We start from the raw sequence: 21,013 nt of genomic DNA on the forward strand, positions 1-21,013 counted from the left end.
GGTCAGGCGTCGCCCTGGGCTGCCGACTTCCTCAGGTGGGCGTCCCGGATGGACTGCACGGTCGTCCAGTGAAGCCCGACCTCGTCGCCGACCGAACGCAGCGTCGCGTGAGGCCGCGCGAGCAGCTGCACGACGTCCTCGCCGCGCAGCTCGGTCAGCCGTTTGCTCTCCCGGAGAATGCGCGTCGCGGCCCGGGCCCGCTCGGCAGGGTCCTTGATCCGTTCGACCTCGGCCAAGGCGTCCAACACCCTCTGAACCTCCGCTGGAGCATGCTCCGTCACACCCAATCCCCTTCAACGGGCGGGCACTTCCCCTCTTGTAGGTACCCCCCTACAGTGGAGGAGGCAGCCCGCACTGCCAACGCACAACGGCCCCGGCCGACAACTTCCACGCCTCGGCCGGGGCCTCCCACCCTTGAACCCTTCAAGCTGCAAGGGCAGGACATGTCTGATCGTAAGAGCCGACCCTCCGCTACGCCCATACTTCGCGCCCTCGCGTGGCTCGCCGGCCTCCTTCTCCTCGCCGTCGCCGCCGTCTGGCCCGGCTTCGCCGACCAGCTGGCGCAACTCCTCTACGTCGCCGCCGCGTTCCTCATGCTCGGCGCGGCGCACCTCCTGGCGCACCCGCCGATCCTGGCGCTCGCCGCGCTGGGCGTCGCCGTCGCGCGCCACTCCCGGAGGCGCGCCGCACCGTGAGCGACGAGTTCGCCAAAGCCGCCCGCGACGCGGTCGAGGCCGCTGACAACACCGACCAGCTGAAGCTCATCGCCGCCTTCCTCGCGGCACAGCAGCTCACCCAGCAGCAGACGTACACACAGCCGGCGTCGGCGCCCCGCGCGGACTTCAACGCCCGTAAGTGGCTCACCATCGGCGCAGTGGTGTGCGCTGTCGGCGCCATCGGTGCCGTGTTCGCCATCGCGTTCGCCCTGGCCGCCATCGCCGTCGCCATCGGCGCGGTCTGCGCCACCGGCTGCTTCCTCATCCTGCGCTCGATCTGGCGCGACATCCGTAACCGCTGACGGACATCACGAGAGAGACGATGACCGACACCATCACGCCCGAAGCGCCGGCCGAGGCGCAGCCCGACACCAGCCCGCAGGAGGCAGCCCCGCCACCGCAGCCCGTCGACAACCCGAAACTGCCCGCACCCGGCGTCGTCACCGAGAAGCGCCGCCCGATCATCACGCCGTGGCTGCGCAACAGCCGCGACTTCCGCGCCACCACCAAGCGCGCCGCAGGCCACGCCTGGTACGCCACCGCCTTCCACGGCCTGCGCGCCCCCTGGTACGCCGCACAGCTCACCACCATGGCGCCCCGCGGCGCATGCCGCTTCGTCGCCTCGACGAACCGGTGGATCTGGGACCGCGAGGCCGCACCCCTGCGCGCCTTCGCCGTCGCCCAGGACGACGTCACCGAATACATGCAGCTCGCCCGGCTGCGCGCCGGCCGGGTCCGGCTGCGCCTGTTCGTCACCGCCGTCGCCGCCGCCTTCGGCCTCAGCTTCGCGATCTGGCTGTACGTCATGGCACCCGACATCCTGTACGCGTTCGCCGCCGGAGCCGTCCTCACCCTCGGCTACGCCGGCCAGCAGCCCGACGCCCCCGTCATCGGCCCCGCCGTCATGCGCACCGAGCTCCAGAAGCTGACCGGGACGATCGTGCTGCGCGCCCTCGAATCGATCGGCAACCCGAAGATCGTCGCCGCCATCAAGAAGGGCGGCGACATGAACGGCATGCGCTTCACCAGCGAGATCACCCGCGACGGGCCCGGCTACCGCGCCGACCTCGACCTGCCGTACGGCGTCGTGCCCGAGGACGTCATGGAAGAGCGCCAGGCCCTCGCCTCCGGCCTGCGCCGCAAGCTCGGCTGCGTGTGGCCGTCCGGCGACCCCGACGAGCACGAAGGCCGCCTCATCCTGTGGGTGGGCGACAAGCCCATGAACGAGACCACGAAGCCGCCCTGGCCGCTGCTGAAGGAAGGCGAGGTCGACCTGTTCAAGCCGGTCGTCTTCGGCAACGACCAGCGCATGCGGGACGTCGTCGTCTGCCTCATGTTCGTCTCGGTCGTCATCGGCTCCGTACCGCGCATGGGCAAGACGTTCCTGCTGCGCCTGCTGCTCCTCATCGCCGCCCTCGACCCGCGCGCCGCGATCCTCGCGTTCGACTTCAAGGGCACCGGCGACCTCGGCCCCCTCGAGCCGGTCTGCCACCGCTACCGGTCCGGCGAGGAAGACGAGGACCTCGAGTACGTCGTGCACGCCATGCGCGAGCTGAAGGACGAACTCAGGCGCCGCGCAAAGGTGATCCGCAACCTGCCCAAGAGCCGCTGCCCCGAGTCGAAGGTGACGCCGGCCCTCGCCAACGACAAGAGCCTCGGCCTGCACCCGATCGTCGTTGGCTTCGACGAGTGTCAAGTCCCCTTCGAGCACGAGAAGTACGGTGCCGAGCTCGAGAGCATCTGTACCGACATCGCCAAGCGCGGCCCCGCCCTCGGCATCATCGGCATCTTCGCCACGCAGCGGCCCGACGCGAAGAGCCTGCCGCCCGGCATCTCCGCCAACGCCATCCTCCGCTTCTGCCTCAAGGTCATGAGTCACCAGGCCAACGACATGGTCCTCGGCACCGGCGCCTACAAGGCCGGCATCCGCGCCACCATGTTCAGCCGCTCCGACCGAGGCATCTGCTGGATGTCCGGCGAAGGCGACGACCCCGTCATCGCCGCGTCCGCGTTCGTCGACGGCCCGGCCGCCGAGGGCGTCGTCGCACGCGCCCGCCAGCTGCGCGAGGCGTACGGCAACGTCACCGGCCACGCCATCGGTCAAGGCCCGTCCGCCAGCCGCGGCATGGACGTCCTCGGCGACGTCGCCAAGGTGTTCCACGCCGACGAAGAGCAGCTGTGGTGCGAGCGCATCGCTGCCCGCCTCGCAGAGACGCTGCCCGACGTCTACGGCGAATGGACAACCGCCAGCGTCGCCCCCGCACTCAAACCGTGGGGCGTCGCCACGGCCGACGTGTGGGCCACCGGAGACGACGGCAAGGGCACCACCAAACGCGGCATCAAGAAGGCCGACGTCCTGGCCGCCGTCACTCGCCGTGACGCTGATCGGGTCGCCGCGTAGATCACGGAGCGCCGCTAGGCCTAGCACCCGCCACTGCTAGGCCTAGCACCCCCGCTAGCAGCAGAACACGGCCCTGACCAGGAAACTAGCGCCTAGCAGCAGGGCCCCGCGAGACGCCAAATACCGGCCTCAGACAGGGAAGACGCCCCCATGCTCACTGCTTGCTTGCTGCTCGCCGCAACACCGCTCTGCTACTGGCTGTTATGCCTCGTCCAGCCGTTCCGCAAGTGCCGACGCTGTGCCGGCACCGGCAAGACCGAACGCCGCGGCAGCATCATCGTCTGCCCGCGCTGCCGCGGCGAACGCTGGCAACTGCGCCGCGGCCGCCGACTGCACAACGCCTGGCGTCGCATCCACGAAGCCGGCACCCGCGAGCGGCCGGCACGCGCATACCGCAACTGATATCCGCACGATCCGGCACCAACTCCCGCGTAACTCCGTACCATCCAGCCACAGACACGTCCTGGGGGGACCATGCACCGCACCATTCCCGCGCTCGCCGCTGCCCTGCTGCTCGCCGGCACGCTCGGCGCCTGCTCCGACGGATCGTCGGACGCCAAGCCCGCGAAGCGCTCGGCCACCGTGAAGGCATCCGCCGCGGCCGCCAAGCCGAAGAAGCTGACCGGCACTTACACCGCCAAGCTCGACGCCGTCTCCGATGGATCGGTCGCCGACTGCCAGTCGCCGAGCAGCGTCACCTGCTCCGACGACCTCGGCGCCATCATGACCGTCGTCGACGACCTCCAGAAGGACATCGACGCCCAGGGCGGCGCGGCCAAGTACCCGGAGAGCACGAAACAGATCGCGAAAATGCGCGCCGCGCAGCAGGAGTACGAGGACAACGCCTGCGAGGGCGACCCGACGGCGGACGACCCGAACTCCGACTGCTGGGGCACCATGCAGATCACCGTCGGCTCGAAAACGCTGACCATGACACTCAACATCGACGAACTGTCCTGAGAACGGCCACCCCAACCGCTCCGCACCTCGAAAGGAACCGACATGCGGCTGCGCTGGCGCATCCCGCTTCCCGGCCCGTTCTCCATCGGCGGCAGCATCCCGCTCACCGGCGGCCGGCGACGCAGCAGCGGAGGTGCCGGCTGCATCACCGCGCCGTTGCTCCTCCTGTGGTGGTGCCTGATCCTCGAGGCCTGGCTGTGCTGGTGGATGCTCAAACCCTTCTACATCGTCGCCGTGCTGGTGCAGCGCAAGGCGACTGCGCAGCACATCCCGATCTGGCGCAGCCGCAACGGCTGGTGGTGACCAAGGTGGAAGATGCCCCTGTGACCGAACAACCCTTCAACGCCCTCCAGTTCGCGCGAGACCTCGAGCGCCTCCGGGCCGACCTCGAACACGAAGCGAACCCGTACATGCCGATCGAGCACCAGAGCGCCGCCTCCGCGGCGCTGCTCATCGTCATCAACGAGCTGACGGCAGGCACGGACCACACCACCGCAGTGTCGCGCGCCACGGCCGCCTACAAGGACATCCGAGGCCGGCAACGGGAGCACGAGCACTCCACCCGCGCGCAGCAGGAGCGCGACGAGGCAGAGCTCGCGGCTGAGGAAGCCGTCACGCAGAAAGTCGCCTGCCCGTACTGCGGCGCAGAGGTCGGCCTGCGGTGCGTGGGGACAGGGCGCAGCGGCGGCATAAGGAAGAAGAGCCACGCCGACCGATTCCGCCTCGCCCGCGGCCTCAACGACAAGGCACCCGACCCCACCGCCGGCGACGTACGCTGACCGACGAGCCCTCGAGAAGGGCAGGCGTACCGGGCGGCCGTACACCGCCCGCGTCACGGGCGGGCCGCGCGAACCCGTGCGCCCGGGAGGGGTTGAACCCCGGCCCGCCCACAAGCCCTTCGGGAGGAACGCATGCGCTGGCCCTGGCAGCCGAAGCCCGCACCGCAGCCGCGCGCCGACCGGACACGGATCGCTGAGCTGGAGTACGAGCTCTTCGGCATCGAGCCCGAACCCAACACCGCGGCCGCGTTCGCCATCGGCCTACGCCGAGCGTTCAACCCGGACCTCGGCGGCCCGCTCCCCGGCTACGACGGCGGCACCGACCTCTCGCGCATCCCCATGCAACCCATGACCATGAACCGCACCGTGCCGGCGGCTCCGCAGCCCTGATCCTCGAACCACCGATCGAGGCCCCGCCTTCCAGCGGGGGCCTCGTCGTGCACGGGTACCACCCCGGGGCTCACCCGTGTCACATCTCCGACACGAAGAGTGCGTGCAGTATCCACGTTGCTCCATATTGCCCCCACAATTGCCGGGCTCAGTACAGTCCTTGGGGGGACCATGCACGCCAGAACCGCGCTCGTCGCCGCCGCCATCCTCGCGGCCACACTCACCGCATGCAGCGGGAACCACAAACAGCCAGCCGCTGACACGAGCACCAGCAGCAGCAAGCTCAAGGCGCCGGCCGCGCAGACGAAGGCTGTCTCGGTGCGCCTGGCCTGGAGCCGGACTGCCAAGGACGGCGGAGGCGACACCGAGGTCTCGTACGTCGCCCGGGTCCAGAACCCGGGCAAGTCGCCAGCCTCCGTCGCCATTGACGTACGCGCCCTCGACGAGACCGGCACGATCGTCGGCTCCAGCCAGGAGACCCTCCCGAACGTCCCGGCCGGCGCCACCTTCGACTTCTTCGGCAACCTCGGCGGTGGCTTCTCGGCGAGCCTCACCGGCACACCGGCCAAGCTCCAGATCTCCCAGAACAAGGACGCCTTCGGCCAGGCCGGCGCCGTCGACAGCCCCATGCTCGCCTCCAGCGAGCTAAAGCTCAGCAGCGGCAGCCGAGACGACCTGTACACCGACGCCAACGCCCCGTATGCCTACAACCTCGCCGTCAAGGTCACGAACAGCACTCACGATGCTGTCGCCAACGGCGTCGTTCAGCAGGTCGTCTTGTACGACGCGAAGGGCAACGTGGTGGGCGGCGATACTGGTTCCTCGGACAATGCGCCCGACAATCTGCCCGCAGGCATGAGCTACCGGGAGCAGTGGACCGGCATCCCCGCCGCGGCGAAGGCCGTTCGCGCCGCCTACACCGTCTGGCAGGGCTGATCAGTCCTCGTCGTCGTACAGGGCCGGGAACGAGTGGTGCGCCACGTCACTGGCGTAGGCCGCTACTTCGGCCATCTCTTCGGCGGTCAGCGGGCGCGGGTTCCGCAGGCCCGTAGCGAGACTGTCCGCAATGGCGCGGCCAAGGGACTCAGTCTGCTCGGAGATGGAGGGCTTGCCGAACCGGCGACGCATCAGATGGTGCATGCGACCAGCATGGCACTCCTGGTCGTACGGGCACACTGATCACGTGACCACCACCAGCACCGGGCGTGACGGCCGGCCCCTCGTCACCACGGCCATGGCCGCCTACTCGCTCGGCATGAAGCCCGACAGCTTCCGCAGCTGGGCACGACGCCACGGCGTCAAGGCCGCCAACTACCAGCGCACCCCCGGCAGCACCGGCCAGGCCCCCGCCATGTGGGACCTCGCAGACCTCACCAGCGCCATACGCCCAGGCAAGGCCGCTTGACCACAGATCAATCGCCACGCATCATCAGTCATGGTGCACGTACTGCCTCATGAGCCCGGCCACAGAGCCGGGCTCCGGCATATCCGGGGGTGGCCATGACCGAGCCCACCCTCGCCGGCCCCGCCATCGCAGCCGACGCAATGCAGAGCGTGGCCGACAGACGACGCATGCAGCTCCAGCACCAGGTCCTCGAGGAAGAGGCCAACTGCTGGTGGTGCAGTGGCCCCGTAGACCAGACCCTCCCTGGCACCACCCACCCATGGGGTCCTGTCGTCACCCACATCCGCCCACTGTGGGCAGGTGGCGACTCACTAGCCAGGGACAACAGCCACCTGGCGCACCGCTCCTGCCATGCCTCCTACTGCCACCAGCTCAGAGCAGCAGCACAGCAGCAGTAGCCCCTACTGCCCTACTGCCTAGGTGCCCCATGCCACAGCTCAGTGCACAGGAGATCGAGCGGCGCACGAGGCAGGCTCGAAGCGGACGACCTTGGCGAAGAGTTCAAGCCCAGGTCTTTGCGGAGGAGACCCACTGCTGGTGGTGTCACAAGCTCGTCGACCAGTCCCTGCCCGGGAGGACCCACCCGTACGGCCGGACCGTCGACCACGTCGTCCCCCTCTGGCTCGGAGGCGAGCCCCTCGACCGATCCAACTGCCGGCTGGCCCACCGCAAGTGCAACACGGCCAGGAACAACCAGCTCCGCGGAGCGCAGCAGCCGCGCCCCAGCTTCTCAGTGGACGTCGCAAGCCTCTGAGCTGCGGAAACGTCGCGATCATGGCTGTGACCTGACCAAGATCGACTTTTTTGATCATGGGGTGGCCGACCCCGCCCCCACCTGACCCTCCCTCTCCCCCCGCGGAATTTCACAGGAGGGTGATGATCATGGAGGGGCCCGATTCGGGTTCTGATTTCCCGGCCGGCCTCGCGGATCGGGGATCGCGGCTCTGGCGGGAAGCAAATGAGGCTTGGCAGCTGACGCCTGCGCATCTCGTTTTGCTCGAAGAGGCTTGCCGTATCACTGACCGGCTCGATGTCCTCAACACCATCATCCTGCGGGGATCCGCGGACGTCAAGAGTAATGACGGTGAACTCCCCGATATTCAGGGTGTATTGGCGGAGACCCGGCAGCAACAGGGCGCTCTTCGGATGCTTATCGCCGAGATTCGCCAAGGCCAGACAGGGTTTGCGCCGGTCGTGCCGAGTTCGGAGCAGGAGGCGACGGGTGTCAGTGACCTCACCGCCCGCATCGCCAAGAAGAAAGCCCAGGGTTGAGCTCGGGCCGCCGGCCGAGTACACGCTCGGCCCGGAGGCCTGCGAGCTCGCCCGCCGCGCGGGACTGATCGCGGATCCGTGGCAGGCGGACAGTCTCGACCTGCTGATGTCGGTGCGGCCCGACGGCAAGTGGGCCTGCTTCGAGTTCGCCGAGTGGGTGCCCCGGCAGAACGGCAAGGGCGCCGTGCTGGAGATCCGGGCGCTCGCCGGGTTCCTGCTGCTGGGCGAAGAGCTGATCATGTGGTCGGCGCACGAGTACAAGACGGCGATCCGCGCCTTCCGGCGTATGCGGAAGCTGCTGAAGAAGCTCGGCAAGCAGGTCGGCAACAACGAGAACCTGCTCGAGGTCGACGGCATCCGCATCAAGATCTGCAACACCAATGGTGAGGAAGGCTTCGAGCGCCTCGACACCAATGCGGAGCTGAAGTTCATCGCCCGCAGCAAGGGATCGGGGCGCGGTTTCACCGGCCATCTGAACATCATCGACGAGGCCTTCGCGTACACGTGGGAGCAGAACGAGGCCCTCATGCCGACGATGCGGGCCGTCGAGAACCCGCAGATCGTCTACACGTCGACGCCGCCGCTGACCGGCGATACCGGCGACGTGATGTACGCGCTGCGCCAGCGCGCCGAGGCGGGCGGGGACGACTCGCTGGGCTACCGCGACTGGGGCCTGGACGGCGACCTCGACCATCTGGCCGACATCGACCTGGACGACCAGGCGCTGTGGGAGCGGACGAATCCGGCCTGGGGCACGCGCGTCACCCAGGAGGCGTCGGCGCGCGACCGGCGCGGTATGTCGGATCAGGGCTTCGCGCGGGAGATCCTCGGCATCTGGCCGAAGCGCGTCGAAGGTTCCACGGTCATCGACCCGGCCAAATGGGCGTCCATGCTTGAGGAGTTCTCGCAGCGTGACCGGGACGCCGGCCTGGCCCTGGGGCTCGACATCAGCCCGCTGCGGGACTCGGCGGCGATCTGCGTGTACGGGCTGCGGGCGGACGGCTGCGGGCACGTCCAGCTGGCCGACTACCGGCCCGGCACCAAGTGGGTTGTGCCGCGGCTGGTCGAGCTGCGCGGGGCTCTCGAGCCGCTCGCGATCGCCATGGGCAAGGGCACGTGGGCGTTCTTGAAGACGGCCCTCGACAAGGAGGGCTTCAAGCTTCCGGAGAATCCGGAGGAGCCGGAATCGGGCGACCTTGCCGTGACGGGCCCGGTCGACATGGCCGCAGCCGCGGGCATGGTCCTCGACGGTGTCCGCGAGCAGGCGTTCCGCGTCGTGCCAAACCGGCACCTCGACGTGGCGGTGGCCGGCGCGAAGACCAAGTCGTCCGGCGACACCATCGCGTGGACGCCCACCAAGTCCGACGTGGATATCACGCCGCTCGTTTCCATGAGCCTCGCCCGCTGGTCCTACATCAGCCGGTCCCATCTGCTCGAGGCCAAGTCCTATGACCTGCTCGACAGCATCTACTGACGCCTGGAGGGGAGTTATCCGTGCGCAACCCCTTCCGTAGCGTGCTGCGTCGTGGCGGCTCGGAGCAGCGGGCTCTGGATTCGACGACGGTGTCGTGGCCGGTCGAGCCGCTGGCCGCGCCGGCCGCCGTCAATGAGGACGGGGCGCTGCGGCTGGGACCGGTGCTTGCGGCCGGCCGACTGCTCGCGGCGACGATCTCCTCCGTGCCGTTGTGCGTGTACCGGCAGGTGGGCGGTCAGACGCAGCAGCTGCCGACGCCGTCGCTGTTCACTCAGCCGTGCGCGCAAGGCACGCTGCACGACTGGATCTTCCGGGCCGTCACCTCGCTGGCGTACCGAGGCAACGCCATCGGTGTGGTGACGGCCCGGGACTACCTGGAGTACCCGACCGCCATTGAGTGGCTGGACCCGGCGAACGTGCTGTGCGAGGACCGGGTGCAGCTCGCCCCGCTCGGGGAGCCGGGCTCGTTCACGAACCCGAAGTGGTTCTACCTCGGGGAGCCGCTGCCGTCCGAGGACGTGGTGCACGTCCCGTGGTTCCAGCTGCCGGGCCGTGTGTTCGGGCTGTCGCCGATCGGCGCGTACGCGGTGACGGTGAGCACGGGGCTGGCGGCGCAGAAGTTCTCCGACGACTGGTTCCGTGCCGGCGGTGTGCCACCGGGCCGGTTCCGGAACACGTCGCAGACCGTCCCGCAGGATGACGCGAACATCATCAAGCGGCGCTTGGTGCAGGCGATCCGGTCGCACGAGCCGATCGTGTACGGCAAGGACTGGGAGTACGACCCGTTCACGATCTCGCCGAACGAGGCGCAGTTCGTGCAGACGATGCGGCTGACGGCCTCGCAGATCGCGGCCATCTACGGCATCCCGCCCGAGATGATCGGCGGCGAGACCGGCGGGTCGATGTCGTACAGCTCGCCCGAGCAACGGCAGATCGAGCTCGTGCAGTTCTCGTTGCTGCCGTGGCTGTCGCTGCTGGAGTCCCACTTCAGCACGCTGCTGCCGCGGGGCCAGTTCGTGAAGTTCGACTCCGACGTGCTGATCCGCGCGGACCTTGCGACGCGCATCGAGGCGTACGAGAAGAAGCGGCTCATCGGCTGGGACAACATCGACGGCCTTCGCGCCCTGGAGAACGAGCCGCCGCTGCCGGACGGGGCCGGATCGGACTACACGCCGCTGCCGCTGGCCGCGGGCAAGCCGGTCGCCGTTCCGGCGATCCGGGAGCACGACGGCGGCGTGGACGACGCGCGGCTGCGCCTCATCACGAACCAGAAGGGTTAACACCATGGTTGACCGGCGCTCGCTCATCGACGCCCCCGAGCGGCGGTCCATCGCCGCGACCGACTTCGAGCTGCGGCAGGCGGGGGATTCCCTCATGCTCAGCGGCTACGCCTCCGTCTTCGACCACCCGTACGACGTCCTCGGCGGCGCACCGCGCGGCTGGACCGAGGTGGTCGACCGGCGGGCGTTCGACGTGACGCTGGCCAACAAGCCCGACGTGCACCTCCTTATCAACCACGAGGGCATGCCGCTCGCACGGACCAAGTCCGGCACCCTGCGCCTGGGAACGGACGCGCGCGGGCTGCTGGTGACCGCGGACCTCGACCGGCGTGACCCGGACGTGCAGCGCCTCGAGACGAAGATGGCCCGGGGCGACATGGACGAGATGTCGTTCGCGTTCCGCGTGAAGAACGACGCCTGGTCCGACGACGACTCCCAGCGCCGCCTCACCGAGGTGTCCCTGCACAAGGGTGACGTCAGCGTCGTCAACTTCGGCGCCAACCCCGCCACGTCCGCCGAGCTGAACATGCGCTCGGTCCTCGACTACCTCACCAGCGTGCACCCCGACGACGCGGCCGCCGAGCTGCGCGCGCTGGGACAGTCCGCGGCCGGCGACATGGTCCGCGCCGGCGAACGCCTCGCCGAGCTGCGCCGGCTGATGCCGGGCCGGGAGGCCCGCGCGCTGAGCCGCGCCGAGGCCTTCGCGGTCGTCGCCGGCGACCTGGAACTGTCGGAACGCGCCGACCAGGGCAACATCACCACGCCCAACGCGGCAGACCTGAACGCCGCGGCCCGCCAGTACGCGGCCTCCCGCGGCTGGGCGATGCCGAACGGCTCGTATCCGATACGGCCGGCGAACATGCACGGCGCCTCTGACCTGGAGGCCGCGCTGAGGGCAGTGGGCCGCGGCAGCGGATCGCACGACGCGATCCGCAAGCACATCGCCACCCGCGCCCGCGCGATCGGCCTGTCCGACCAGATCCCGTCCAACTGGAACCCGGACGGGAGCATCAGCGGCTGACCAGCCGCAGCACCCCCTAAAACCAACCGCGATCCGGCACGGACTCGCGGCGCTGTCGCACGCCTGGCACTGGCGCACGGCGGCTCATCACGGCCTGGCACTGGCCGCCGTCATGATCCCCACGCCAGACAGGAGACTCGTCATGGACGAGCGTCTCAAGCGGCTCATTGCTCGTCGCGAGCAGGCCGCGAAGGACCGCGAGCAGCTGCTCGCCCAGCGCAAGGCCATCGTCGACATCGCCGAGGAGGAGGCCCGCGAGGACCTCTCCCCGGAGGAGGACACCGAGTTCCGCGGCCTGACCGAGCAGGTCAAGACCAAGGACGAGGAGATCCGCGCGTTCGACGAGCGCATCACCGAGCTGTCGGAAGAGGCCGAGCGCGAGCAGCAGGTCACCGCCGGCGCGGCAGCGGTCCGCCGGGCGCAGGCCCGCGTGCAGTCCGTCACCGAGGGCCGCACCTACGACCAGCACAGCGGCCGTTCCTACATGCAGGACCTGATGCGGGTCCAGCTCAACATGGACGGCGACGGCACCGCGATCGAGCGGCTGCGCCGTCACGCCCAGGAGGTCGAGACCGACAAGGAGTACCGCGACCTCACCCGCACCGACGGTGCCGGCGGCTACTTCGTGCCGCCGCTGTGGCTCATGTCGCAGTACGTCGAGCTCGCCCGCGCGGGCCGCGCGTACGCGAACCTGTGCAACGGTGAGGCGCTGCCGCCGGGCACGGACAGCATCAACATCCCGAAGCTGGCCACCGGCACCGCGACCGGCATCCAGACCGCGGACAACGGCAGCGTGCAGGAGACCGACCTCACGGACACCTCCGTGACCGCCCCGGTGCGCACCATCGCCGGTCAGCAGGACGTCGCGATCCAGCTCCTGGACCAGTCGCCGATCAGCTTCGACCAGGTCATCTTCCGTGACCTGGTGGCGGACTACGCGACCAAGCTGGACCTGCAGGTCATCTCCGGCTCGGGCAGCTCCGGTCAGGTGACCGGTGTCCGCAACACGTCGAACATCGTCACCATCTCGGCGGGCACGGCCACCGTGTCTGCGATCTACAGCAAGATCGCGGACGCGGTGCAGCGGGTCCACACCTCCCGCTTCATGCCGCCGACCGTCATCGTGATGCACCCGCGCCGCTGGGCGTGGTTCCTCGCCGCGGTCGACTCGCAGGGCCGGCCCCTGGTGGTGCCGGACGCGGGCAACCCGATGAACGCGGTCGCCACCCTCGGCGCGGTCGGCTCGCAGCAGGTCGTCGGGCAGATGCACGGCCTGCCGGTCGTGACGGACCCGTCCATCCCGACCACGCTGGGCACGTCCACCACCGAGGACGTCATCCACGTGCTGCGCGCCTCGGACCTGCTGCTGTTCGAGTCGGGGATCCGTACGCGGGTGCTGCCGGACGTCGGCTCCGGCAACCTCACCGTCCGTCTCCAGGTGTACGGCTACCTGGCCTTCACGGCGGGCCGCTACCCGCAGTCCGTCGTCGAGATCGGCGGTGCGGGCCTGGTCGCACCGTCGTTCTGACAGGCCGAGCAGAAAAGGGCAGCCGTCATGCGCGTCATCGTGGCGGCTGCCGGAAGCCAGAAGAAGTGGGGCGGACACCTCGGCGTCCGCTCCCACTTCGCTCCCGTACGCAGCGTCCTGGAGGGCGACGAGCCCGCCGTGCCGCTGCTGGAGCGGACGCTGACGCAACTGGCCGCCTACACGAGCGATGTGTGGCTGACCGTGCCGGCCGACGAGCCCGGCCCGTACGAGGCGCTGGCCGCCGCGCACGGGGCGCGCACCCACCAGGCGGACGCGGCAGCCCGCAACGAGTTCGAGTCGTCCCGGCCGGTGTGGCGGCCGGACACCGTCAACGTGCTGCTGCTCGGGGACGTGTGGTTCACCGACCGTGCCCTGGACACGATCCTCACCGCGGCGGCCGTCACCAGCACTGATGACGACGGGTTCCGGTTCTTCGGCCGGGAGCACGCCTCAACCGTGACCGGCACGCCCTGGGGTGAGATCTTCGCGAACTCCTGGCGCGGCCGGAACAACGACCGCATGTCCGCGCTCACCGACGCCACACGCCGCGAGCAGGACGCGGGCCGGGCCGATCCGACGAAACACGGCTGGACGATCCTGCGCATGCTCCAGGGCACCCCGCTACGCCAGCACGAGGTCCGGCCGCCCTGGTGGGTCGAGATCGACGACGCCACCGACGACCTGGACTTCCCCGACGACTACCGCCGCCACCCTGCCACCCGCGGCCTGACCCCTGGAGGCACCGCGTGCGCGTGATCGGCCTGCTGTCCTGGTACGAGGAATCGCCCGCGTGGCTCGCCCAGTGCGTCGCCTCCGCAGCGAAGATCTGCGACCACCTGATCGCGGTCGACGGGCCGTACGCCCTGTTCCCCGGCGCCACCCGCAAGGCCGCCTCGGGCAGCGAGCAGGCGGACATCATCGCCCACACCGCGGCAGGTGCCGGAATGGGCTGCACCATCCACACGCCGCGGCAACCGTGGTGGGGCAACGAGGTCGACAAGCGGGACTTCATGTTCCGCCTCGGCATGACGTTCGCCGAGGCCGGTCGCGACTGGTTCCTGCGCATCGACGCCGACGAGACCCTTGTCGACGTCCCCGCAGACGTCCGTAAGCAGCTCGCCGACACCGATCTGGACGTCGCCGAGGTCCGGCTCTGCGAGCGAGGCGAACGCGATACGCAGACGCCGCTGCGGGTGCTGTTCAGGGCGCTGCCCGGCATCGGCATCCAGCAGGCCCACTACGTGGTCACCGCCCCGGGCGAGAACCGTGTCAAGGTCCTGGCCGGCAATCAGACCGTGCACCGCCTGGAGCCGGCCGAAGCTCTCTGGGACGTGCGGCTCGAGCACCAGACCAAACAGCGCACCGCCGAGCGCAAGGCGCTCAAGGCCGAGTACTACGCGATGCTTCCCGACATTGAGCAGGTGAAGGAACTATGAGGAATATCCACGCGGACTACAAGGCCGCCTACATCGCCGAATACCAGGGATACAAGACGGCCGGACGCGAGGAAGACGCGGCCGTCGTGGCTCAGATCCTGCGCGACAGCTACGGCCACGAGGTGGAGCCGGAGCAGGAGCGCGCCGACGCCGACCGGCCCGCGGAGAACACGGCGCAGCCGCCGGCACCGGCCAGGGGCACGGCAGCCGCCAAGAAGGCCCCGGCGAAGAAGGCCGCGGCCCCGGCCAAGCCGCAGACCGACAGCAAGTAGCCGCGCGGTACTCACGGATCGGAGGGCGACGTGTCGCTGCCTGCTGGCGTCACCGGTGTGACGGTGTCCTCCGACAAGCCGCTGTGCCTGCCCGACGGCACCCCCTACGAAGGATCGATCTTCTTCGACGGGCCGGACCTCGTCACCATCGCCGGGCAGGACGTCGTACTCGGCGGCTCCGCCGAAGCCGTCTTGGAGGACGGCGAGTACTCGATCATCCTGGCCCCGAACGACATCACAGGCATGTCGCCGACGGGCTGGGCGTACAAGGTGCGCGGCCAGTTCAGCAACGCACCCGGCTGGGTCCGCTACATCACCCTGTCGAAGAACGACACGTCGGTGTCCCTCGCCGAGGTCCTCGTGCCCGACCCGGACACCGGTGAGTTCACGGTCGTCGCCCCCGCGTCGACGTTCCTCGCCAAGGCGCAGAACCTGGCCGACGTGCCCGACAAGGCCGCGGCGCGCGAGCACCTGGAGCTCGGCGGGGCGGCGCTGCTCGACGTCGGCACCGACGAGGACACGGTCGCGGCCGGCGACGACCCGCGGTTCGGTGAGGTCAACGGGGTCACGGTGTCGGGTACGCCGGCGGCCGGACAGGTCCTGACCGCCACCGGCACCACTGCCGCGGAGTGGGCGGCCGCGTCCGGCAGCAGCCCCGAATGGGTCTTCGACATCACGGACCCGGCGTACGGGGCGGTCGGGGACGCGGTCGTCGTCAGCGACGGCGCGGTGACCGGCGGCGTGGCTACCCTGACCTGCGCCACCTCCGCTCCGTTCCACAGCGGCCTCGTCGGCAAGTCGGTCCTGATCCAGGGGGCCGGTGCGGACGGTGTGACCGCGTTCGCCACGACCTTCGCGAGCTTCAGCAGCAGCAGCGCGATGGGGCTGACGGACACGCCGCCGACCAGCATCACCGATGCCGTGGTCGTGTTCGGCACGAACAACTACGACGCCGTACGGGCCGCCACGCAGGCCGCCGAGGACTACCTCGCCGCCGGCCACGCCTACGCGCAGGTGTTCACCCCGCCCGGCGGGTACGTCATCGACGGGCCGCTGGACACCAGCAAGAGCGGCAACGGGCAAGTCCCCCTCGACGTCTACGCCACGACCGGCGTGAAGAAGATCCCGCACTTCAAGGGCGCCGGGTCCGGGGCAGGCGTACGGCACTGGGAGCAGCTCGTTCCGCAGATCGCCGGATCGTGCTGGATCAGCTTCGGGTTCTACGCCTCGACGTCGGCGCAGACCAGCGACCTGAACGCGAACGGCAACCCGGGCATCATCAGCGGCCCCAACGAGGGCAGCAGCAACGGGCTTGCGTACGGCGCGAGCGGCCGCTTCAGCAACATCATGCCGGTCCTCGAGGACATGGCCTTCCTCGTTCCGCACTGCCGCTTCGGCATCACCTGGGGCGCGGCGAACTTCTTCGGCTGCGCGAACGCCCACGTCCGCAACGTCAGCGTGTCCTCGCTGGGCGTGGTCCCCAGCGCGACCGACTACACGTCGCCGGGAGTGTTCGCGACAGGCCTGTCCATCGGCATCCTCATGCCGGCGCCCGGCAACAACGACCTGTCCATTGTGGACAACCTGTCGATCCAGGGCGGCTTCACCTACGGGATCTTCTTCAGCGAGCACACGCTCGTCACCCGGATCATGGTCCTGTACTGCTGGGCGGCCCTGTGCCTGGTGGGCACGTACGCCGGATCCAACGGTGCGGCGCATTCGATGCGGGTGCTGTCGGCGTCCGTTGAGTCGTGCACGCACGAGGTGTACATCGTGGGCGCCGGGTCAGGCGGCGTCGGCCCGATCGTCGACATCGAGTTGTCGACCGAGTCCAGCACCCCGAACATCGACGGCAACTCGGTCGGCGCGCTGATGGCCGCCGTCGGGCTGCTGCGGCTGACCGGCCTGTTCACCCCGGCCGGAGTCAGCACCGCCCACCCGACCGGCATCGAGGTCATCGACGGGCAGTCGCCGCGGGCGATCCGCCGCGTGAGCGCGGACTTCACGGCGCGGCCCATCGACCGGACCCTGCTGTGCGACACCACCTCGGCGGGCATCACCGGCACGCTGCCGGACGCCGACGTCAACCCGGTGCAGTACACGCTCCGCAACGTGGGCGTGAACACGCTCACCGTCGCCACGACGAGCTCGCAGCCGATCCACCTCGGCGACGGGACCAGCGCCACCAGCACGACGCTCGCCAACGGTGAAGCCCTCACCGTCGAGGCGGCCTACGACGGCACGACATGGGGCTGGTATGCGATCTGAGAGGCGGCCCGCGTGGCGATCGTGAACCTGACGGACGCGAAGAAGCAGCTCAACATCGACGTCTCCGACACGGACGACGACCTCGAGCTCCAGCTGTACATCGACGCGCTGCACGTGCCGATCGAGCGGGAGCTCGGCCGGATCGTCGAGCAGCGCACCTTCGTCGACGAGTTCGACCTCGCGTCCGGCACGACACAGGTCCTGCTGCGGTCGGTGCCGGTCGCCTCGCTGACGAGCATCGCCGCCGTGGACGGCTCGACCAGCTGGTCCGTCGACCCCGCAGTGATGCACCTGAACGGCGCCTCCGGCAGCGTCACCGTCCTGTCCGGCGCCCCGTTCACCGGTCTCGTCACCTTCACCTACGTGGCCGGGCCCGCGGTGGCGGCCGCCAACGAACGGCTCGCCGCGCTGATCATCCTTCAGCACCTGTGGGAGACGCAGCGCGGCCGCATGGGCGCGGTCCCGGGCGGCGGAGGCGAGTTCATGATGCCCGCCGGCTACCTGATCCCGAACCGGGCCGCCGAGCTGCTCGGCACCCAGCTTCCCGGGATCGCCTGATGACGAGGTCCTCGCGTGTTCCGGCGCTCATCGACAGCTTCCTCGAGCGCCTCCAGGCGGCCGACGGCCTTGCTGGTGTGCAGGTCGTCGACGGGCCCCTCGTCTCCGATTCCGCGAAGAGCGAGTGGGTGTTCGTCGGCTACGACGGAGACCCCGAGGGCGACTTCACGACCAGCCAGACCACCCAGCAGTGGGCGGGCCTGGGCGCGAAGGCGAAGAACGAGGACATCATCCTGACCGGAGCGGTCCTCGTGCGGCAGGGCTCGACGAAGGTCAAGCCGTGCCGAGACCGGACCTTCGCCATCTTCGCCGAGGTCGAGGCCGTCGTCCGCGCGGACCCGGCGCTCGGTCTGGGCACGCCGACCGTGTGCTCGGTGGCGGAACACACCTTCCACACCGAGCAGACCGCGACCGGCATTCAAGGCCGTCTGCCGTTCACTTTGACCTGCTCGACACGCATCTGACCCTGAGCCAAGGAGAGAGCCGATGGGCGCCGTACGCCTGCGCAACCTCGGGGAGGCCGTGCACCTGTACGCGCCCCCGTCCAGCCCCAACAGCCTGCCCGTCGAACAGGGGCAGGTCATCACCGTCGCCGGACCGCTCGAGGAGACCGACGACGCGTGGATCTGCGGTGAGGGCGACGCCCGCCGCGCATTCCCGAAGTCTCAGTGGGGTGTCGAGGACACGCCCGCGAAGACGTCCCGCAAGCCCGTGAAGGCCGCCGAGGGGGCCGTTGAGGAGAAGGGTGGCGAAGTCTGATGACGACTGGCAGCGGTCTCGACGCACAGCTGATGGTCGGCGAGGAGGTCACCTGGGGGACTGCGGTCACCCCGAACAAGACCTTCGAGTTCAACGACGAGTCCCTGAAGCTGGACCCCACGTTCCTCGAGCCGACCGGCCTGCGCGTCGGCACGAAGTACAAGCGCGCCAGCCGCGTGTCCATCTCCCGCCAGTCGGTGTCCGGTGACGTCACCCTGGAACACGCCACGAAGGGCATGGGCGTGCTGTGGAAGCACTGCCTGGCCTCGTCCGCGTCGGCGACGCAGATCGACACCACCACGGCATACGAGCAGATCCACGTCCCCGGCGACTTCCGCGGCAAGGGCCTCACCGTGCAGGTGGGCCGGCCGGAGCCGTCGACAGGCACCGTGCGGCCGTTCACGTACGCCGGGTGCAAGGTCGGCTCGTGGGAGCTGTCCGTCTCCGACAACGCCATCCCCACGCTGAAGGTGACGTTCGACGGCCGCAGCGAAGCGACCGCGACGGCGCTGGCCGCGGCCTCGTACCCGTCCGGGTCGAAGGTGTTCAGCTTCGCCAACGCCACGCTCACGCTGGGCGGCACCGTCGCCACGGCCACCGGGAAGACCAGCGTCAGCGGCGGCGTCGCCGTCGCGACGGTCGTCACCGAGGTCAGCGTGTCCGGGGCCGCGCCGATGGCCACCGACCGGTTCGGCATCGGCAACGCCGGCCTGAAGTCGGAGCAGCTGGAGAACGACACCCCGACCGTCACCGGCAGCCTTACCGCCGAGTTCAACAAGACGGAGCTGTACGACCACTTCACGGCCAACGACACGCTGCCGCTGGTCCTCACCCTCACCGGTGACGACATCGAGGGCGGCAACCTAGAGACCCTGGAGGTCATCCTCCCGGCGGTGAAGCTGAAGGCTGCAGCGCCGAACGTGGGCGGCCCCGACATCGTCTCCATGTCGACGGACTTCGAGGCCTACAGCGACGAGACCAACCCCGTCATCCAGGTCCGCATCGTCTCCTCCGACACGACTCTGTAGGGGTATCCGCACTGTGGCCGTAATCAAGGTGACCGTCGAAGGCACCGAGTACGAGTGGGACAGCGACCGGCTCCTGGTCGCCGAAGCCCGCGAGTTGAAGACCTACACGGGCTTCACGCCCCCCAGGTGGCTCGCTGCCCTCGACGAGAGCGACCCGGACGCCATCGCCGCCCTCATCTTCATGTCGAAGAAGCGGGCCGGGGAGACGCTGCGGTTCTCGGACCTCGACACGCTCGACTATGCCGACATCCAGCTGGACTTCGTCGAGCCCGAGCCGGACCCGGATGAGGCGGCTGCCGGCGGGGGAGCGGAGGCGGCGCCGGCCGCGGACCCTACGCCCGCGTCTGGCGGGGATGGGACGACCCCGACGCCCGCTACTGGCGCTACCTCGGATCCTTCGCCTACAACTTCAAGTACACCCCCGCCACCATCGGAGGCCTGACACTCGACGAGTTCGACGTGCTCGCCGAGGTGTGCGACGAGCTCGCCAAGGACCCGCCGCCTCCGGTCGACTAGGCGCTCGCGGCGGGTTCGGCGGCGGCCAGGCGCCCACCGCACAGCGGGCACGTCGCCGCCGCGGTGGCGCGGCGGCCGGCTGACCCGGACAGGGCGGCTGCCGTGATGAACGCGGCGATGGCGGCGAGGATGCTCAGCCACGCCGGGTGCACGGCGGCCGGCCACAGGATGAGCCGGCCGATCCCGCCGGCGTCCGGGTTGTAGGCGTGGATGGCGGCCACCACCGCGGCGATGACGGCGCCGAACTCGAGCAGGGCCACCCAGGCGAGGAACGAGGACCAGCCTCGCTTCTCGACGGGCTTGACGTGCTGCTCGCAGTGCCCGCAGTGCGAGTCTTCCGCTTTCGTGTCGCTGCTCATCTCAATCCCCCCTGAAGCACACACAGTTGGCGGGATGGTCCCACCGGCCCCAAATCCGGTCAACTCGATCAAGGGGGTGCGTATGGTTGCGGGCTTCGAGATGCGCACCGGCAAGGACCTCAAGCGGATCGGTGCCGAGCTGCGGAAGATGGACAACAAGCAGCTGAAGAAGGAGTTCGGCAGCGAGCTGCGGTCCGCGGCGAAGCCGATGGTGCCGGCGGTGCGGGCGGCGATCCGGCAGATCCCTTCCAGCCGCGGCTACTCGGCGGACGGGCTGCGCGGCCGCATGTCGAAGGCCGTGAAGCTCGAGGTGAAGCTCACCGGCAAGCAGGCCGGTGTCCGTATCCGCGTCGACGGCCGCAAGATGCCCACCCACGAGAAGGCCCTCCAGGCGTACATGGAGGGCCTGAAGAAGCCGTGGCGGCACCCCGTGTACGGCAACAAAGAGGTGTGGGTCAAGCAGGACCCGTCGCCCTACTTCTACAAGACGGTCCGGCCCCTCGGTACGCGCACCCGCGTGAACGTCAACAGGGCCATGGACCGCGTCGCCAAGAAGATCACCTGACCGTCTGACCGGCTCTGCCGCGTCCT

General features: G+C 69.5%; 30 protein-coding genes. 27 read left to right on the top strand and 3 right to left on the bottom strand.

The window, feature by feature from the left end; translation table 11 throughout:
* Positions 1-2 precede the first annotated feature (2 nt).
* Positions 3-236, bottom strand: coding sequence for a hypothetical protein (locus JYK17_RS18325; protein WP_222810822.1), 234 nt, complete (start codon positions 234-236; stop codon positions 3-5).
* Positions 237-443: 207 nt separating this feature from the next.
* On the opposite strand from JYK17_RS18325, the gene JYK17_RS18330 reads away from it, so the two are divergent.
* The 9 genes from JYK17_RS18330 to JYK17_RS18370 all read left to right on the top strand — a co-directional run bounded on the left by JYK17_RS18330 (position 444) and on the right by JYK17_RS18370 (position 6,182).
* Positions 444-695 (top strand): hypothetical protein, encoded by a 252-nt coding sequence (locus tag JYK17_RS18330; RefSeq protein WP_222810823.1) that lies wholly within the window; start codon positions 444-446, stop codon positions 693-695.
* On the top strand, positions 692-1,018 hold the full coding sequence (locus JYK17_RS18335) for a hypothetical protein (protein ID WP_222810824.1): 327 nt from the start codon (positions 692-694) through the stop codon (positions 1,016-1,018). Before JYK17_RS18330 ends, JYK17_RS18335 begins: the two co-directional genes overlap by 4 nt.
* A gap of 20 nt (positions 1,019-1,038) precedes the next feature.
* Positions 1,039-3,117: a cell division protein FtsK gene (locus tag JYK17_RS18340; protein ID WP_222810825.1), complete on the top strand. Its 2,079-nt coding sequence runs from the start codon at positions 1,039-1,041 to the stop codon at positions 3,115-3,117.
* A gap of 165 nt (positions 3,118-3,282) precedes the next feature.
* A complete protein-coding gene (locus JYK17_RS18345) occupies positions 3,283-3,519 on the top strand; it encodes a hypothetical protein (RefSeq protein ID WP_234547511.1) in 237 nt (78 codons plus the stop codon).
* A 72-nt stretch (positions 3,520-3,591) separates the two neighbouring features.
* Positions 3,592-4,077: a hypothetical protein gene (locus JYK17_RS18350; RefSeq protein WP_222810827.1), complete on the top strand. Its 486-nt coding sequence runs from the start codon at positions 3,592-3,594 to the stop codon at positions 4,075-4,077.
* 42 nt (positions 4,078-4,119) lie between these two features.
* Positions 4,120-4,380: a hypothetical protein gene (locus JYK17_RS18355; protein ID WP_222810828.1), complete on the top strand. Its 261-nt coding sequence runs from the start codon at positions 4,120-4,122 to the stop codon at positions 4,378-4,380.
* Positions 4,381-4,400: 20 nt separating this feature from the next.
* Positions 4,401-4,856 carry a zinc finger domain-containing protein gene (locus tag JYK17_RS18360; RefSeq protein ID WP_222810829.1) on the top strand — a complete coding sequence of 152 codons (456 nt, stop codon included), beginning with the start codon at positions 4,401-4,403 and terminating at the stop codon, positions 4,854-4,856.
* A gap of 132 nt (positions 4,857-4,988) precedes the next feature.
* Positions 4,989-5,246, top strand: a complete 258-nt coding sequence (locus JYK17_RS18365) for a hypothetical protein (RefSeq protein ID WP_222810830.1) — start codon at positions 4,989-4,991, stop codon at positions 5,244-5,246.
* A 171-nt stretch (positions 5,247-5,417) separates the two neighbouring features.
* Complete coding sequence (locus JYK17_RS18370) at positions 5,418-6,182, top strand: hypothetical protein (protein ID WP_222810831.1); 765 nt, start codon at positions 5,418-5,420, stop codon at positions 6,180-6,182.
* On the opposite strand, the gene JYK17_RS18375 is transcribed toward JYK17_RS18370, so the two are convergent.
* The gene (locus tag JYK17_RS18375; RefSeq protein ID WP_222810832.1) at positions 6,183-6,386 is read right to left on the bottom strand and encodes a hypothetical protein; all 204 of its coding nucleotides are present in this window, start codon (positions 6,384-6,386) and stop codon (positions 6,183-6,185) included. It abuts the gene before it with no gap.
* Positions 6,387-6,429: 43 nt separating this feature from the next.
* Here JYK17_RS18375 and JYK17_RS18380 point away from each other — a divergent pair, with 43 nt between their 5' ends.
* The 17 genes from JYK17_RS18380 (at position 6,430) to JYK17_RS18460 (ending at position 19,989) form a co-directional block, all read left to right on the top strand.
* Positions 6,430-6,651 (top strand): hypothetical protein, encoded by a 222-nt coding sequence (locus tag JYK17_RS18380; RefSeq protein ID WP_222810833.1) that lies wholly within the window; start codon positions 6,430-6,432, stop codon positions 6,649-6,651.
* Between the two features lie 95 nt (positions 6,652-6,746).
* Positions 6,747-7,049 carry a hypothetical protein gene (locus tag JYK17_RS18385; protein WP_222810834.1) on the top strand — a complete coding sequence of 101 codons (303 nt, stop codon included), beginning with the start codon at positions 6,747-6,749 and terminating at the stop codon, positions 7,047-7,049.
* A 29-nt stretch (positions 7,050-7,078) separates the two neighbouring features.
* Positions 7,079-7,405 carry an HNH endonuclease gene (locus tag JYK17_RS41200; RefSeq protein WP_222810835.1) on the top strand — a complete coding sequence of 109 codons (327 nt, stop codon included), beginning with the start codon at positions 7,079-7,081 and terminating at the stop codon, positions 7,403-7,405.
* A gap of 128 nt (positions 7,406-7,533) precedes the next feature.
* Complete coding sequence (locus JYK17_RS18395) at positions 7,534-7,923, top strand: hypothetical protein (RefSeq protein WP_222810836.1); 390 nt, start codon at positions 7,534-7,536, stop codon at positions 7,921-7,923.
* Positions 7,874-9,397, top strand: a complete 1,524-nt coding sequence (locus tag JYK17_RS18400; protein ID WP_222810837.1) for a terminase large subunit domain-containing protein — start codon at positions 7,874-7,876, stop codon at positions 9,395-9,397. The genes JYK17_RS18395 and JYK17_RS18400 overlap by 50 nt, the downstream gene beginning before the upstream one ends.
* 20 nt (positions 9,398-9,417) lie before the next feature.
* Positions 9,418-10,677 (top strand): phage portal protein, encoded by a 1,260-nt coding sequence (locus tag JYK17_RS18405; RefSeq protein ID WP_222810838.1) that lies wholly within the window; start codon positions 9,418-9,420, stop codon positions 10,675-10,677.
* Between the two features lie 4 nt (positions 10,678-10,681).
* Positions 10,682-11,698 (top strand): HK97 family phage prohead protease, encoded by a 1,017-nt coding sequence (locus JYK17_RS18410; protein ID WP_222810839.1) that lies wholly within the window; start codon positions 10,682-10,684, stop codon positions 11,696-11,698.
* Between the two features lie 142 nt (positions 11,699-11,840).
* Complete coding sequence (locus JYK17_RS18415) at positions 11,841-13,226, top strand: phage major capsid protein (protein WP_222810840.1); 1,386 nt, start codon at positions 11,841-11,843, stop codon at positions 13,224-13,226.
* Between the two features lie 27 nt (positions 13,227-13,253).
* Entirely contained in the window at positions 13,254-13,982 is a 729-nt protein-coding gene (locus tag JYK17_RS18420; protein ID WP_222810841.1) for a hypothetical protein, read from the top strand.
* Positions 13,973-14,662 (top strand): glycosyltransferase family protein, encoded by a 690-nt coding sequence (locus tag JYK17_RS18425; RefSeq protein ID WP_222810842.1) that lies wholly within the window; start codon positions 13,973-13,975, stop codon positions 14,660-14,662. Before JYK17_RS18420 ends, JYK17_RS18425 begins: the two co-directional genes overlap by 10 nt.
* A complete protein-coding gene (locus JYK17_RS18430) occupies positions 14,659-14,934 on the top strand; it encodes a hypothetical protein (protein WP_222810843.1) in 276 nt (91 codons plus the stop codon). The genes JYK17_RS18425 and JYK17_RS18430 overlap by 4 nt, the downstream gene beginning before the upstream one ends.
* A 30-nt stretch (positions 14,935-14,964) precedes the next feature.
* Positions 14,965-17,202, top strand: a complete 2,238-nt coding sequence (locus JYK17_RS18435; protein WP_222810844.1) for a hypothetical protein — start codon at positions 14,965-14,967, stop codon at positions 17,200-17,202.
* A gap of 12 nt (positions 17,203-17,214) precedes the next feature.
* A complete protein-coding gene (locus JYK17_RS18440) occupies positions 17,215-17,760 on the top strand; it encodes a head-tail connector protein (RefSeq protein WP_128803720.1) in 546 nt (181 codons plus the stop codon).
* Positions 17,760-18,224 (top strand): hypothetical protein, encoded by a 465-nt coding sequence (locus JYK17_RS18445; RefSeq protein ID WP_128803721.1) that lies wholly within the window; start codon positions 17,760-17,762, stop codon positions 18,222-18,224. Before JYK17_RS18440 ends, JYK17_RS18445 begins: the two co-directional genes overlap by 1 nt.
* A gap of 22 nt (positions 18,225-18,246) precedes the next feature.
* The gene (locus JYK17_RS18450) at positions 18,247-18,519 is read left to right on the top strand and encodes a hypothetical protein (RefSeq protein WP_128803722.1); all 273 of its coding nucleotides are present in this window, start codon (positions 18,247-18,249) and stop codon (positions 18,517-18,519) included.
* A complete protein-coding gene (locus tag JYK17_RS18455; protein ID WP_128803723.1) occupies positions 18,519-19,547 on the top strand; it encodes a phage tail tube protein in 1,029 nt (342 codons plus the stop codon). Before JYK17_RS18450 ends, JYK17_RS18455 begins: the two co-directional genes overlap by 1 nt.
* Positions 19,548-19,560: 13 nt before the next feature.
* On the top strand, positions 19,561-19,989 hold the full coding sequence (locus JYK17_RS18460; protein ID WP_128803724.1) for a hypothetical protein: 429 nt from the start codon (positions 19,561-19,563) through the stop codon (positions 19,987-19,989).
* A 70-nt stretch (positions 19,990-20,059) separates the two neighbouring features.
* Here JYK17_RS18460 and JYK17_RS18465 read toward each other — a convergent pair whose 3' ends face one another.
* Complete coding sequence (locus JYK17_RS18465) at positions 20,060-20,422, bottom strand: hypothetical protein (RefSeq protein ID WP_128803725.1); 363 nt, start codon at positions 20,420-20,422, stop codon at positions 20,060-20,062.
* 82 nt (positions 20,423-20,504) lie between these two features.
* Between JYK17_RS18465 and JYK17_RS18470 the strand changes: the two genes are divergently transcribed.
* Positions 20,505-20,987 carry a hypothetical protein gene (locus JYK17_RS18470; protein WP_128803726.1) on the top strand — a complete coding sequence of 161 codons (483 nt, stop codon included), beginning with the start codon at positions 20,505-20,507 and terminating at the stop codon, positions 20,985-20,987.
* Positions 20,988-21,013: the final 26 nt, after the last annotated feature.

The sequence above is a fragment of the Streptomyces plumbidurans genome (genome assembly GCF_019857225.1).
Classification (GTDB): domain Bacteria; phylum Actinomycetota; class Actinomycetes; order Streptomycetales; family Streptomycetaceae; genus Streptomyces; species Streptomyces plumbidurans.

Bases quoted from the DNA above. Each gene is read 5' to 3' on its own strand.
- JYK17_RS18330 (WP_222810823.1), top strand. From the start codon at position 444: ATGTCTGATCGTAAGAGCCGACCCTCCGCTACGCCCATACTTCGCGCC.
- JYK17_RS18340 (WP_222810825.1), top strand. From the start codon at position 1,039: ATGACCGACACCATCACGCCCGAAGCGCCGGCCGAGGCGCAGCCCGAC.
- JYK17_RS18350 (WP_222810827.1), top strand. From the start codon at position 3,592: ATGCACCGCACCATTCCCGCGCTCGCCGCTGCCCTGCTGCTCGCCGGC.
- JYK17_RS18355 (WP_222810828.1), top strand. From the start codon at position 4,120: ATGCGGCTGCGCTGGCGCATCCCGCTTCCCGGCCCGTTCTCCATCGGC.
- JYK17_RS18365 (WP_222810830.1), top strand. From the start codon at position 4,989: ATGCGCTGGCCCTGGCAGCCGAAGCCCGCACCGCAGCCGCGCGCCGAC.
- JYK17_RS18370 (WP_222810831.1), top strand. From the start codon at position 5,418: ATGCACGCCAGAACCGCGCTCGTCGCCGCCGCCATCCTCGCGGCCACA.
- JYK17_RS18375 (WP_222810832.1), bottom strand. From the start codon at position 6,386: ATGCACCATCTGATGCGTCGCCGGTTCGGCAAGCCCTCCATCTCCGAG.
- JYK17_RS18385 (WP_222810834.1), top strand. From the start codon at position 6,747: ATGACCGAGCCCACCCTCGCCGGCCCCGCCATCGCAGCCGACGCAATG.
- JYK17_RS41200 (WP_222810835.1), top strand. From the start codon at position 7,079: ATGCCACAGCTCAGTGCACAGGAGATCGAGCGGCGCACGAGGCAGGCT.
- JYK17_RS18395 (WP_222810836.1), top strand. From the start codon at position 7,534: ATGGAGGGGCCCGATTCGGGTTCTGATTTCCCGGCCGGCCTCGCGGAT.
- JYK17_RS18410 (WP_222810839.1), top strand. From the start codon at position 10,682: ATGGTTGACCGGCGCTCGCTCATCGACGCCCCCGAGCGGCGGTCCATC.
- JYK17_RS18415 (WP_222810840.1), top strand. From the start codon at position 11,841: ATGGACGAGCGTCTCAAGCGGCTCATTGCTCGTCGCGAGCAGGCCGCG.
- JYK17_RS18420 (WP_222810841.1), top strand. From the start codon at position 13,254: ATGCGCGTCATCGTGGCGGCTGCCGGAAGCCAGAAGAAGTGGGGCGGA.
- JYK17_RS18430 (WP_222810843.1), top strand. From the start codon at position 14,659: ATGAGGAATATCCACGCGGACTACAAGGCCGCCTACATCGCCGAATAC.
- JYK17_RS18445 (WP_128803721.1), top strand. From the start codon at position 17,760: ATGACGAGGTCCTCGCGTGTTCCGGCGCTCATCGACAGCTTCCTCGAG.
- JYK17_RS18450 (WP_128803722.1), top strand. From the start codon at position 18,247: ATGGGCGCCGTACGCCTGCGCAACCTCGGGGAGGCCGTGCACCTGTAC.
- JYK17_RS18455 (WP_128803723.1), top strand. From the start codon at position 18,519: ATGACGACTGGCAGCGGTCTCGACGCACAGCTGATGGTCGGCGAGGAG.
- JYK17_RS18465 (WP_128803725.1), bottom strand. From the start codon at position 20,422: ATGAGCAGCGACACGAAAGCGGAAGACTCGCACTGCGGGCACTGCGAG.
- JYK17_RS18470 (WP_128803726.1), top strand. From the start codon at position 20,505: ATGGTTGCGGGCTTCGAGATGCGCACCGGCAAGGACCTCAAGCGGATC.